11 protein-coding genes are annotated in these 13,527 nt (G+C 36.8%); 6 read left to right on the forward strand and 5 right to left on the reverse strand.

All coding sequences use genetic code 11. The features are described 5' to 3' along the window. Positions 1–77 precede the first annotated feature (77 nt). Positions 78–3,761 (reverse strand): PKD domain-containing protein, encoded by a 3,684-nt coding sequence (locus BHE19_RS11050; RefSeq protein WP_123923542.1) that lies wholly within the window; start codon positions 3,759–3,761, stop codon positions 78–80. Between the two features lie 551 nt (positions 3,762–4,312). On the opposite strand from BHE19_RS11050, the gene BHE19_RS11055 reads away from it, so the two are divergent. Then, positions 4,313–5,593, forward strand: coding sequence for a DUF2130 domain-containing protein (locus BHE19_RS11055; RefSeq protein ID WP_017495971.1), 1,281 nt, complete (start codon positions 4,313–4,315; stop codon positions 5,591–5,593). A 268-nt stretch (positions 5,594–5,861) separates the two neighbouring features. On the opposite strand, the gene BHE19_RS11060 is transcribed toward BHE19_RS11055, so the two are convergent. After that, positions 5,862–6,623 carry an META domain-containing protein gene (locus tag BHE19_RS11060; protein ID WP_070907539.1) on the reverse strand — a complete coding sequence of 254 codons (762 nt, stop codon included), beginning with the start codon at positions 6,621–6,623 and terminating at the stop codon, positions 5,862–5,864. 266 nt (positions 6,624–6,889) lie between these two features. On the opposite strand from BHE19_RS11060, the gene BHE19_RS11065 reads away from it, so the two are divergent. The 5 genes from BHE19_RS11065 to BHE19_RS11085 all read left to right on the forward strand — a co-directional run bounded on the left by BHE19_RS11065 (position 6,890) and on the right by BHE19_RS11085 (position 10,909). Further along, positions 6,890–7,474: a DUF4202 domain-containing protein gene (locus BHE19_RS11065; RefSeq protein ID WP_070907172.1), complete on the forward strand. Its 585-nt coding sequence runs from the start codon at positions 6,890–6,892 to the stop codon at positions 7,472–7,474. A 127-nt stretch (positions 7,475–7,601) separates the two neighbouring features. Then, the gene (locus tag BHE19_RS11070; protein ID WP_070907173.1) at positions 7,602–8,261 is read left to right on the forward strand and encodes a response regulator transcription factor; all 660 of its coding nucleotides are present in this window, start codon (positions 7,602–7,604) and stop codon (positions 8,259–8,261) included. Positions 8,262–8,423: 162 nt separating this feature from the next. Beyond that, positions 8,424–9,137 (forward strand): exonuclease/endonuclease/phosphatase family protein, encoded by a 714-nt coding sequence (locus BHE19_RS11075; RefSeq protein ID WP_070907540.1) that lies wholly within the window; start codon positions 8,424–8,426, stop codon positions 9,135–9,137. Positions 9,138–9,140: 3 nt separating this feature from the next. Further along, the gene (locus BHE19_RS11080; RefSeq protein ID WP_070907174.1) at positions 9,141–9,764 is read left to right on the forward strand and encodes a class I SAM-dependent methyltransferase; all 624 of its coding nucleotides are present in this window, start codon (positions 9,141–9,143) and stop codon (positions 9,762–9,764) included. 467 nt (positions 9,765–10,231) lie between these two features. Beyond that, on the forward strand, positions 10,232–10,909 hold the full coding sequence (locus BHE19_RS11085; protein ID WP_070907175.1) for a hypothetical protein: 678 nt from the start codon (positions 10,232–10,234) through the stop codon (positions 10,907–10,909). Between the two features lie 141 nt (positions 10,910–11,050). On the opposite strand, the gene moaA is transcribed toward BHE19_RS11085, so the two are convergent. From moaA to BHE19_RS11100, 3 genes are read right to left on the reverse strand one after another with little or no spacing between them, the layout of a single operon-like run. Beyond that, positions 11,051–12,058, reverse strand: coding sequence for a GTP 3',8-cyclase MoaA (gene moaA / locus BHE19_RS11090; RefSeq protein WP_070907176.1), 1,008 nt, complete (start codon positions 12,056–12,058; stop codon positions 11,051–11,053). Beyond that, on the reverse strand, positions 12,045–12,959 hold the full coding sequence (moaCB, locus tag BHE19_RS11095; protein WP_070907177.1) for a bifunctional molybdenum cofactor biosynthesis protein MoaC/MoaB: 915 nt from the start codon (positions 12,957–12,959) through the stop codon (positions 12,045–12,047). Before moaCB ends, moaA begins: the two co-directional genes overlap by 14 nt. Positions 12,960–12,968: 9 nt before the next feature. After that, positions 12,969–13,400, reverse strand: coding sequence for a molybdenum cofactor biosynthesis protein MoaE (locus tag BHE19_RS11100; protein ID WP_070907178.1), 432 nt, complete (start codon positions 13,398–13,400; stop codon positions 12,969–12,971). Positions 13,401–13,527 lie beyond the last annotated feature (127 nt).

Raw genomic sequence — 13,527 nt, forward strand, 5'->3', positions numbered from 1 at the left:
TTTTCTGATAAATCATTACATAAAAAAGAGACTGTATCCCAACGGACACAGTCTCTCTCTTTTTATAACAGCCTAAATTACTGCTTTATGATTTTCTGAGTGAAAGTTTTCTTCGCTGAAGAAGTTACATTAAGAAAATATACCCCTCTTGTTTTCCCCGATAAATTAATTGATTTTTCTGTGTTATTCCCTCCGGAAAAAGTTTCGGTATGAATCATTTTTCCTTCTGCACTATGCACTGTAACGGTATAACTATCCGCCGATGATGGCGTTACTACATGAAAAACATTAGCAGACGGATTTGGATAAACCTGAACTCCTTTCAGGTTGTTTATTTCTCTTGGTTTCGTTACCGCCAAATTAGGACCGTTGTCTACTTTTAAATTATCAAACCAGATTCTGGTTCCAAAGCCTGAAGTGCTTTTAAATTTAATTAAAACATTTTTCTGTTGCTTTACAATACCTAAATCGATCTTTTCGGCTCTCCAGTCAGAATCTTTGGTTGGAGTCCAATCGTTTGTTTCGTTTGATGTAGTGGTTGCAGGATCATCCTGAATTGGAGGTGAAACAGTCTGCAGCTGTATTTGATTTTTAGAATACACATTCGTCCAGGTCACACCACAATCTGAAGATACGAGAATATCAATCTTATCGGGAGCTGGTTCAGGATCAAAAACGCTTAAATATTGAGTATAAGCCAGATCAAAATACAAATAAGGTGTTGCAGCAGAAGAAAGATCAACTGCCTTTAAAATTAGTTCATCAACCTTAGCGGTTGGGTTGTCGGCATTATTGATTACCAGACAGGATAAGTCTCCTTTACCAACATCCGAACGCTTTTCCCATGTAATAGCATCTTCACCCGGATTAATGATTTGCCAATCCTGAACAGGAAAACTTCCTTCAAAATTTTCTAAAAACGGAAGGCTGTTTTTACTTTTCACGACCACCACACCGTTTTTTGTCATCACAGTTCCTGCTCCATAAACATTAGAAGCAGTTAAAGTTACATTATAAGTTCCCGCGCTATCATAAACCACGGTAGGTTCTTTGCTTGTTGAAGAAGACGGTGTACCTCCCGGAAATGACCATACCCATGCCGTAGGTTCTCCTGTTGAATTATCTTTGAATGCAATTGGAAGATCACTACACAATTTATCGCTCTTCAAAACAAATTCTGAGAATGGAGTTTCTTTGCTATCAAAATTAAATTTCAAATTGTCAATCCATATTCTTGCGCCAAATCCAGAAGTGTTTTTGAATTTAAATAAAACGTTCGGTTCTCCTTTAAATCTGGACAAAGTAACTCTCTCAGTTCTCCAGTGCGAGTCTAAAGACGGAATCCAATTGTTGGCATCGGCGCTTTCAAATGTTTCCAGTTCCATATGCGTTTTTTTATAAATGCTTTCCCAGGTCAGTCCGCAATCTTTTGAAACAAGAATTTCCAGAGCATCCGGGCTCACGGCATCAAATTTAGCATAGGCAACATCGAATGAAAAATCGGTTACTCCAACTGATAAATCAGCTGGTCTCAGAATAATTTCATCTACCTCACCCACCTTATCGTTGTCGGCATTATTCATAACCATACAAGAGGAGGAGTTACGCCCTACTCCAATGCGTTGTTCCCAGGCTAATTTATTGTCCGGATTAATAATTTCCCAGTCTGTTGGTGGAAAAGAACCTTCAAAGCCTTCGGTAAAAGAAGTTTTATAAGGATCAACAATGGTTATAAAATTGTTTTTAGTCGTTATTGTTCCGCTACCATTGGCATTTTTAGTAGCTAGTGTTACGGTATAAGATCCCGGTACCTCATAGATTACTGTTGGGTTCTGATCTGTAGAACTTGACGGTGTTCCTCCAGGAAACGACCAGTTCCAGGACGTTGGATTTCCTGTTGAAACATCTACAAATGGAGCCGTAAGACTTGTACAACGCGTATCTCTCATGCTGGATGCAAAATCAGAAACCGGAGTAGCAGCCTGTGTAACCGCAACGTTTACATTATCAATCCAAATTCGCGTTCCATAGCCCGATACGTTTACAAAACGAATAGAGACATTGCTGTTCCCGATATAAGCAGTAAGATCGACTACTTCTTTTCGCCAATTGGCATCTGTAACCGGTATCCAATTATTGGCCTGAGCAGTAGGAACAGCTGTGGTTTGTAAAACCGTGTGCGTTTTCGAATAAACATCATTCCAGGTCTGTCCGCAATCAGTCGAGACCTGTACTTTTAAAACATCAGGGCTTACATCATCAAACTTGGTATATGCTACGTCAAAATACATTTGACTGTTTTGTCCGGCCGTAAAATCGAAATAAGGCAATCTGATATAATCCAAAGCTCCCAATACCGAATTATCAGCATTGTTCATAATCATACACGAACTGTCATTATGCCCCACTCCTTTTCGCTTTTCCCAGCCAAGACCTTTGTCCGGATTCATCACTTCCCATCCTCTCGGAGGAAAAACACCTGTAAAACTTTCCGTATAATTTGCATTTGATTTTTGATCTACTTCGATATAATTGGCTACTTCTTTCGTATTTGTTCCCTGTGAGTTGGTTACTTTTAAAGTTACTTTATACTTTCCTGATGTGTTATATGTCACCGTCGGATTTTGATCTGTAGAGGTTGCCGGAGTTCCTCCTTCAAATGTCCATACCCTTGAATTAGGCAATCCTAAAGAAACGTCTTTAAAAGCTATTGCTTTTCCGGAACAAATAGCGGTTGTACTGCTGCTAAAATTAGCCGTTGGATCGCTTTCAATAACCCCTACTGCACTAAGATTAGCCGGATCCCATAATACCCCTCTTGGATATTTGGCAACCGTTTTATCTTCCAGCCAATAGGTCATTGCATTTGTCTGATCGCGGGTATACATATTCTGACATTCCGTATTGTAATCCATGTGATTTTCGGCATTGGCATAAACTCCACAGCTGTTTAGCACATTTCTGGTACAGCCTTCAGCAACTTTGGTAGGAGGGGTATCAGCCATCCCGTCGTTTACCGGATCACAATCATCCTGAAAAGTGTGTTTTAATCCAAAATAATGACCAAACTCATGTGTCATTACCTTTGCAAAAGTAGCACTTGCATGTGATCCGCAGGTACTCCCAATGTACCTGTGATTGAAAGCCACGCGCGGTATTGCATCCTGAATGGGTAAAAATGCATGTCCTGAACCGGTAGGCCCCTGTCCTGTATTGGGTTCATCAACCACCAAAACATCCAGATAATATCTGCTGTTTTTACCGTACCAGATGTAGTCATAAATTTTAGCATCATAGCCGTCTGCAACGTGTGCCTCGGGATGCCAGTCTAAACCCGGAATTTCTAAAGGATTGCCCTCCGGATCTACAGTCGCCAAGACAAACTGAATGTTCAGTTTACTTTTAACAGCGTCAAAACGAGGATCGGTCATAGCATACCCCGGAAACAAACCATTAAAATCCTTGTTCACCGTTAGCAGCGCATCGTCGATTCGGCATTTCATCTGCTCTTTGGTAAAAACATTATTAATATTCGTTCCGTCGGCCAAAATGTGAAACACGACCGGAATAATATAAGGAACAGTAGCAGCTTTCTTTGTATTTCCTTTTTTCCAGGTTTTAATTTTAGAAAGCGATTTCACAAATGCAGTCTCTTCCTTTTGAGATAATTGAGTTCCACAACCAATTGGATTCTGTTTTTGTCCAAAGGAAATGCAACATTGAAGCAGAAAAACTGCAGCAATAAAGTAGTTTTTTTTCAAAATAATGGTCTTTTTGTTAATTGTTATTTCAAACACAAAATCAACAAGAAATCTGTTAAAAAGATAAACTTTTAAAACAAATCAATCTTCAATTATTTATATTTGATAGTTTTTTTTATAAAAATATTTAATTAACAACTGGAAAAAAGATATTATCTTATTGTAAAATAATTGTATGTTATCTAGTTTTTATTGTTTTGACTAATCCAAAAAAGAAAAAATATCATTCTAAAAATGTGTTTTTTACACAATTCGGAACTGTTTTGAAAAAGAAGTAAAAGAACTCTTTCAGCAACCGAATACATTATTTTAAAAACTAAGAAAAAAACTACTATTGCACTAGTGGATTTAGAATCGTCTGAATGAATCAGATTTATGCTACTTTAGACGCAAAATCACTCCAATCTCCAAAACAAAGATTACTATATCTTAATTTCTTTGTTTTTCAAAAATATTTTCTTCCTGAAAATTCATAAAATTTAGTAGCAAAAAAAACCTGCTTTTTAAATATCTTAGCAGAATATTACCATCCTAAATAAAATCAACAAAAAATGGCTGAGCAATCTTCAATCCAGTGCCCAAATTGTGGCACACCAATCGATGTAAATGATGTTTTGAAACATCAATTGGAAGATAGTATCCGTAAAGAATTTCAACAAAAAGCCAGCGCTCAGTCCAAAGAACTGGAACTTAAAAACGAGCAATTCGAAAAAGCAAAAGCTGAATTTGAAGCCAAGAAAAAACAGGAAAACGAACTTTTTGCCGAAAGACTGGAACGCGAAAGAAAAATAGCCGAAAAAGAAATTTCTCAGAAATTAAAAACCAAACTCGAAGAAGAAAACAAAGATCGCTTGCTTCTAATGGAAAAAGAACTTTCGGAGAAATCAGAGAAACTTCGTGAACTTAATAAAATGGAAGGTGAAATTGCGAAACTTCAACGTGAAAAACTCGAAATGAAAGAGGCTATCGAAACGGAAGCTCAAAAACAGCTTAACGCTACTTTGATTCTGGAACGCGACAAAATCCGAAAGCAGGAAGAGGAAAAAAACGAACTAAAAATAAAAGAATACCAAAAACAATCTGATGATCAGAAAAAGCTGATTGAGGAAATGAAACGCAAGCAGGAACAAGGCTCCATGCAATTGCAGGGTGAAGTCATGGAACTCGCAATTGAGGAATGGCTGGCCAGTAATTTTCCGTTAGACACTATTGATGAAGTAAAAAAGGGAGCTAATGGAGCCGACTGTCTTCAGGTTGTAAATACCCGAGAGGTACAAAATTGTGGTTCTATATATTATGAAAGTAAGCGTACCAAAGCTTTCCAGCCTGCATGGATTGAGAAATTCAAGAATGACATCCGAACCAAAAAGGCCAATATTGGGGTTTTAGTGACTGAGGTGATGCCTGCCGGAATGGATCGTATGGGAATGCGCGACGGGATCTGGATTTGTACTTATGAAGAATTTAAAGGATTAAGTGCTGTTTTACGTCAATCTTTAATACAAGTTAGCCAGGCCGTTCAGGCACAGGAGAACAAAGGAGATAAGATGTCGATGCTCTATGATTTTTTAACCAGCAATGAATTCCGCTTACAGGTAGAAGGAATTGTCGAGGGTTTTACGCAAATGCAAAGTGATTTGGAATCTGAAAAAAGAGCCATGCAGCGTATCTGGAAACAACGCGAAAAGCAAATTGAAAAAGTAGTGCACAATACTCTGGGAATGTACGGCTCGATTCGTGGTATTGCCGGAAATGCAGTTCAGACCGTAAGAGCCTTAGAACTTGATTTTATTGAAGACGAAGAAGAACCGAAAACAAAAGAACTGGAATAATATCGATTGTATCTTCAATATAGTCCAATTGCATTGTACTATTTTCATACTACATCGCCATTATATCAGAAAAAATCAGCCCGAAAAATAAGTAAAATAGATCTAATTACGCAAGTTGTGTATTTTTTACCCTTCGGATTATTATCCAAAAACAATTTGCCATTCCAATCAGCGAATTTTCCTGACCAATACTGTTTTTTCAGCATTAATCTTTAGAAATTTATCGCAATCGGAATGGCAAATTTTATTTTTATTTATAAAACGGGAATTAGTCTACTTTTCTAAAAACTAATAATTTCCCATCAGGATTAGAAAGTGTCAATCTTAAATTCTCGATTGAATAAGTAGTTGTTTTTTGCAATGTTTCTACAAATTCACCTTCTTTATTCGCCGGCATGCAAGCCATCAAAGTCGAAATTACATCCGAAAATCTCAACAATCCTTTTTCGAAGAAAATTTTCCCTCCGATATTATTACAGCCTCCAAATCCTGAAAATGTATTCTCAGCAGCATTAATTTCGATACGTGGCATTTCTTTTTGAAAGTCAGAAGAAGTTAGTTTTCTTCCATTCAACTCCTCTAAAACCCATATATCATGCAAACGATAATCCGTAATATACTTACCACAACCGTTTAAAGTTTTACCGTTCATTTCTACTTTAACCGTATAAGGTGAAACGTCACCTGACATTGAATCCGTGCATTCGAATTGCTGAACGGTAATAGTAGCCTCTGTTTTTCCGCTTTTTACTCTATACATTTTTACATTAGCATCCATTGCTCTGATGGGTTCAACGGCATCAAAACTAATAGACTCCATTCCTTCGATCAATGATGTAAAAACAATTTTATCTTTTCCAAATTTCAATCCCCAAAATGGTTCATTTCCAGTAGCTTTAAAATAAACATTTAGATCTTCTTCTGAAGTTGTTTGAGAAGTTGTTTCTTTCGTGTTTGTTTTTTTAACTGCAACCGACTTACAACTTAAGATCACAGACATTAGGGCGCATAGTAAAAGTACTTTTTTCATATCATTAAATTTTTTCATTATGCCTTCACACTAGAAAAAACCGAGCCAAAAATCAATACTGCCCGTTTTTTATGATTTTTTTAAGTAGAACCTAGTATTAAAATTAAGAAAAATAACACAATTGCTAAAATAAACTTAATACCTAAAAAATACTGCCAGACACTACCTTTTTATAATGCGGAGTAAAACAAATCCCTTCTCCTTGTGGAAAAAATTTACGAAACAACTAATTTCTGTATCTTTGAACTCTATTATTTTACTAAAAAATGAATACACCTTTTCAAAAAGCCAGCCAGTTGATTGATGCTGAGAATGCTCAGGATCCTAATATCGAAATCGCTCAAAATACGGAGTACCCAAAAGAATTATTGTATTCTGATCGAATGTACAAACGATTGATGCAATTTGAGCCTGAAGCTTCAGAAGCTATTCAGATTGCCTCAAAAGCACAACACATCTGTCGATGGAAGGTGGCACGTGAATCGTATCCAATGGATCGTGTTGGATATTTGAGATGGCGAGAAGAACTTAAAAAATTTCACGCAAAAACTACAGCCGAAATTCTGAAAAAAGCAGGCTATGCTTCTGAATTTATCGATCGGGTTTCCTTTTTAATTGAAAAGAAGCTTCTAAAAAAAGATGCCGAAACACAACTGTTGGAAGATGTAATTTGTTTGGTTTTCTTAGAATATTATCTGGATCCGTTTGTGCACAAACACGATGAAGAGAAACTCAAAAACATCATTAAGAAGACTTGGGATAAAATGTCTGACAAAGGGCATCAGGAAGCCTTAAAGATTAATTATACTGAAGAAAACTTAAATCTGATAAAAGCCTCTTTAGGTCTTTAACTTAATTTTAAATTAAGGTTAATTCCTTTCGGTATCTTCTGTGTAATTCTTCATTCCTATTACGTATATTTGCGTAGACAATTTAGACCAATATACGTAGGGTCTTGAAGTAACAATTAAATAAATAATGAGTAAAACGATTCGGGTAGTCCTCGCGGATAATCATGTTTTTGTAAGGGATGGAATAAAATCTTTGTTGGAAAACGAAGTAAACATAGAAGTTGTAGGCGAAGCTACAGATGGAATCGATACACTCGAAGCTGTTGCTTCAAGTGAGCCGGACTTACTAATACTAGACATACGTATGCCGCATTTAACCGGTATTGAAGTAGTAGAAAAACTTAGAAGTGAAAATAATAAGGTTAAGATTATTATACTCACCACACATGAATCTGAAGAATATGTATTAGGTGCATTGAAAGCAGGTGCCGAAGGGTATTTACTAAAAGATTCCAGCAAAGAAGAATTTTTAAAAGCTTTACATACCGTTCTAAACGGAGGAAAATATTACAGCGGCGATGTTTCGGGAATTTTGATTCATCACTTTGTTCATTGTACTGTTTCATTAGGACGTAAACAAGCTTTAGCCGAAGAAATCACGATTACCAAGAGAGAAAAAGAAATTCTGTCTCTTTTATTATCCGGAAAAGGGAATAAGGAAATTGGAGAAACCCTTAAAATCAGTAAGCGTACTGCCGAAGTTCATCGCTTTAACTTAATGAAAAAACTAAAAGTAAAAAACCTGATGGAACTTTCAAACAAAGCAACTGAGTATTCTTTGTTGTAAAAATTACGTACAATTACGTAATCTTTTTACTAAAAATCACAATATGCGATCTGCCCTTTTCGATTTCTGAAAAGGGCATTTTTTTGTTCAGCAAATTCCCTGATAAAACTCATTAATTTGGTATATTTAAGAGGATCTTTTCTCAGACAGGAAAATCAGCTTATGAAAATTATAGCATGGAATTGTAATATGGCATTCAGAAAAAAAGCAACATTTCTTGACGCTTATAATGCTGATATTGCCGTAATTTCAGAATGTGAAAATCCTGAAAATTTAAAATTTCAAACCGATGCAAAACTGCCAAACGACATTCTTTGGTACGGAACCAATCCGCACAAAGGACTTGGCGTTTTCTCCTATAGCAATTATAGATTTGAATTACTGGATTGTCATAATCCACTTTTCAAAAACATTTTACCCATAGCGGTTACAGGCGGAGATGTTGATTTTACTTTATTTGCCATTTGGGCCAATAATCCCCAGGATAAAGATGGGCAATACGTAACTCAAGTCTGGAAAGCGATCAATTATTATGAAGATCTGATAAAGGAAAACAAAACCATTTTAATTGGAGATTTCAACAGCAACACGATTTGGGACAAACCCCGAAGAGAAGGAAATCACACAACCGTTGTAAACAAACTGGGCGAAAAAAAGATTTTCAGTACGTATCATAAATATTTCAAGCAGGAACAGGGCAAAGAAGAACATCCTACTTTATATCTTTACCGCCATGAAAACAAACCCTATCATTTGGATTACTGCTTTGCCTCACAAGATTTTATGAACGTTTTAGAGCGTGTAGAAGTTGGTACTTATCAAGACTGGACAATGCTAAGCGATCACAAACCTTTAATAATTAATTTCAATATCTAAATCATGACCAACTCCTGGACCGAACGGTGGAACGACCGTTACAGCGCCGAAGAATTTGCTTACGGCACCGCACCCAACAATTATTTAAAAGAATCATTAGAAAAACAAGACATCGGGACTATTCTTTTTCCCGCTGAAGGTGAAGGCCGAAATGCCGTTTTTGCTGCTAAACTAGGCTGGAAAGTTTCGGCATTTGATATTAGTTCAGAAGGGAAAAACAAAGCCCTTAAACTTGCCGAATCCGAAAATGTCATTCTGGACTATCAGATTGGAGAACTAGAAACCTTACACTATCAACCGGAGCAATTTGATGCCATCGCTTTAATTTATGCACACTTTCCGGCAGAAATTAAATCAGCAATACACAAAACACTGGATCAATACCTGCGCAAAGGCGGCTGTATCATTTTTGAAGCATTCAGCAAAAAGCATTTAGACTACCTCGCCATAAATGATAAAGTTGGCGGACCTAAAGATATTGCTTCTTTGTTTTCCATTGAAGAAATCAAATCTGACTTTCCAAATTATGAGATCATCACACTGGAAGAAAAAGAAATTGAACTCAATGAAGGTCTTTTCCACAACGGAAAAGGTTCCGTAATCCGATTTATTGGAAAGAAAAAATAATTCATTTTGCAAACATTTGTAGAGGCGCTACAATGCGTCTCTACACCGCACCTCTCCCCTCTCAAACAATTGTGTTCACTATCTCCGATCACAACTGAAAAATATCCAAAACAATATTCCCAATAAGAAGCTGTTTCCAGCTGTCCGTTGTATCTTTTGTCCCGAACCCCGGTACAAAAGGATGTCACTCCCATCTGGGCTAATGAGCTCAGTGTACAGTTTGCAGTACACAGTTTGCATTTCACAATTAACAATCAACTCCTCCCATTTTCCATGTAGAATTGTTAAGAGATTTCGGTTTTATATTTCGGCTAAAAAAACAAATAATTCACTTTCAAACACTTAACCTTAAATTTTATAAGAAAACTTAACATTGAATACCATGTTTTATAATTATCTTTACTTAACTATGAGTTAACAATTTAGTTACATTGCTGACGATAACCTTACCTAAAAGCACATAAAATATGGAAAACAAACCCGAAGAAAGCGCACCGGACAAAATCGATTCTGTAAAACCTGAAGTTGTTCAGCCAGCTACAGAAAATGTAAAACCTGCCAACGCTCCTGTTAAAAAAGCACCCGTTCGTAAAACGGCACCCGTTAAAACAACAGCGGCAGCAAAACCAACAGCAGCAAAACCAGTAGCCCCTAAAGCTCCAGCTGCTTCTGTTACAAAAGCCGCAACAACTACAACAAAAACACCTGCTAAGGCGGTCGTAAAAACCGCAGCAGCGACTCCAACTACAACAAAACCAGCAGTAGCAAAAGCACCGATAAAAAAAACAGTAACACCCCCTGCTAAACCAGCAGAAAAAACAGTTACTCAACCAGCTGTTGCTAAATCAAAAGAAGAAAATACTAATCAGGCAGTTGAAATCGAAGAAGCTAAAAAAGATAAAGCTGCTAAAAAAGCCAAAAAAGTGAAAGACAAAGAGAAAGACAAAGCCAAAAAGAAACTGGCTAAGAAAAAAGAGAAAGCTAAAAATGATAAGAAGAAAGAAAAAGCTAAAAAAGCAAAACTAAAAGCTGCAGCTAAGAAAAAAGAAAAAGCTAAAAAAGCGAAGGATAAAGCTAAAGCTAAAAAAATTGCAAAAAAGAAAGCAAAAGCTCAAAAAAAGGCAAAAGCCAAAAAGAAAAAATAATATTTAAGAAAGGTTTGACTTTATACAAGTTGAACCTTTTTTTTGCACTTAAAAGGCTTTGACTTCGCACAGCCCAACAAACCGAATATCTCCCTGAGCGATCCCAGATTTCAAGAGAAAGGCTTTTTCATAATTAACAATTTACCCCCCGATCGCAATCATACTTCGGTTATCAAAATGTTTTGCAGGATCATTCATTTCATCAATCGTTACCATTCCGGCACGGACTTTCTTTTTACTTTGAACAGCTGCTGAAATTAAGTTAGTTATCGATTCTCCCTTTCTAAAAGGCGTTAAAAGATCGGTTTCTGAATTAGAGAAAAGACAGTTTTTTATTTTTCCATCGGCAGTTAAGCGAATTCGGTTACAGCTGTCACAAAACGGATTTGTAATTGAACTTATAATTCCGAAATCTCCCTGAAAGTTTTTTATTTTATAACTTCTTGCTGTGAAGTTATCTTCGTCTTTAAGCTTGATAATTTCCTGCTGTGAAAAACGGTTTCCTACCAAAGAAAGAATCTCCTTTTGCGAAATCATCTTACTCCGGTCCCAGTCGTTTCCCGCAAAAGGCATAAACTCAATAAATCGAACCGAAATAGGCAAAAACCGGGTTAGTTTAACAAAATCAACAATTTCGTTATCGTTAAAACCTTTTATTAAAACGACATTTACTTTTACCTGAAAATCATGATTCAAAAGTAAATGCAAATTATCGACAACTTTATCAAACTGATTTCTAAGCGTTATCGAACTAAATTTTGACGAAACCAGCGTATCCAGACTTAAGTTGATTTTCTTAATTTTAAACTTCTTTAAAACATCAATATGACGATCGATCAAAATTCCGTTTGTAGTAATCGAAACTGAAATATCCAGAGCGGACAGTTTTGAAATTATTTCCGGAAAATCTTTTCGTAAAAGTGGTTCACCGCCAGTTAATCTTATTTTATCAACACCATATTGCACGAAAGTCTGAGCGATACTAAAAACCTCATCGGCAGTCATTAAACTGGCTTTTGGAGAAAGCGCGATTCCATCCGCCGGCATGCAATACGTACAACGCAGATTGCATTTTTCCAACAGCGAAATGCGCAGATAATTGTGTCTGCGTCCAAAACCATCTGTCAAACTAGTGTTAAAGGCTGTCATGATTTTTACCTTTTAAAACATGAAAAACATGCATCACATGCGGAAAAACCGCATCCATAGACTCTCTTGCTCCGTTTGTCGAACCCGGCAAAGCCAAAACTAAACTCTTACCCAAAGTTCCGGCTACGCTTCTGGACAACATCGCATAAGGCATTCTTTGCTGTCCATAGTCCCGAATTGCTTCTTCAATCCCGGGAATCCTGCTTTCCAAAATTGGCGATAAAGCTTCCGGTGTAACATCTCTTGGAGACAAGCCTGTACCTCCAGTAAAAATCACCAATTGATGTTCCTTGGCAAATGCTTTTGTTCTGTCCTGAATACTATCAAGTTCATCAGGTATAATTTCATAATGTGACACCTCAACACCGTATGAACTTAATTTTTCGACTATAATTTTTCCCGAACGATCTTCTTTGTCGCCCGCAAAAATAGAATCGGAACAAACAAAAACAGCTGCTTTTATTGTATTCGGGAATCTATTCTTAAAAGACGACTTCCCGCCTTCTTTCTGAATTAATTTTATAGTCGAAATTTCGATTTCTTTATCAATCGGTTTCAGCATATCGTACATGGTAAGGGCTACGATTGATGCTCCATGCATCGCCTCTACCTCAACTCCGGTTTTATAAACGGTTTTTACCGTAAAGATGATATGAATTTCCAAACCTTTAATTTCGTATTCCACCGAAGTAAATTCAATCGGAATAGGATGACAATCGGGAATCGATAAATGCGTGTTTTTTACCGCAAACAATCCCGCTGTTTTTGCCATTTCGAGTACGTTTCCTTTGGGCACTAAATTATTTTCCACCGCGTCAATTGTTTCTTGCTTGCTTACTTTTACAATTGCGGTTGCGGTTGCTTTTCTTAAAGTACTTATTTTATGCGTAATATCTACCATTGTGTCTTATTAGGAATTCTGTTTCCAGGTGAAGGTATCGTTTTCAAACATTTCTTTACCAAAAATGGGTACATCGGTTTTAATCCAGTTTACGATGGCTTCTGTTGCTTCATAAACTTGTTTGCGCCGCGGTGCCGAGACAAAGACAAACAGACAAATTTCGCCCGCTTTTACAACGCCCAAACTGTGATAGATGTGCATACAGGTCAAATCAAATTTAGCAAACGCTCGTTCGCGAATGGTGTGCAAAGCTTCGTTGGCCATATCCGTGTAAGCCGAATAATCTATAGCTACAACGGTATTGTCATGAATCACATCGGCACGAACTTGTCCTAAAAAAATATTGTGCGCCCCAATCGTGTGTTTGGATTGGTGCTTTGCGATCGACTCGGCTATAAATTCAGGACTGATTGGCCCTTCTACAAATACATTTTTACTCATTACTTCTATTTTTTTTGCTACAGATTAAAAGTTTTTTTTAGCCACGAATTCACGAATTATTATTTTGAATTAGAAAAATTCATGAATTCGGCCCCCATAAATCTGTATGTTTTTTCACTTCTTTACA

Source organism: Flavobacterium tructae (assembly GCF_001853485.1).
GTDB lineage: Bacteria > Bacteroidota > Bacteroidia > Flavobacteriales > Flavobacteriaceae > Flavobacterium > Flavobacterium tructae.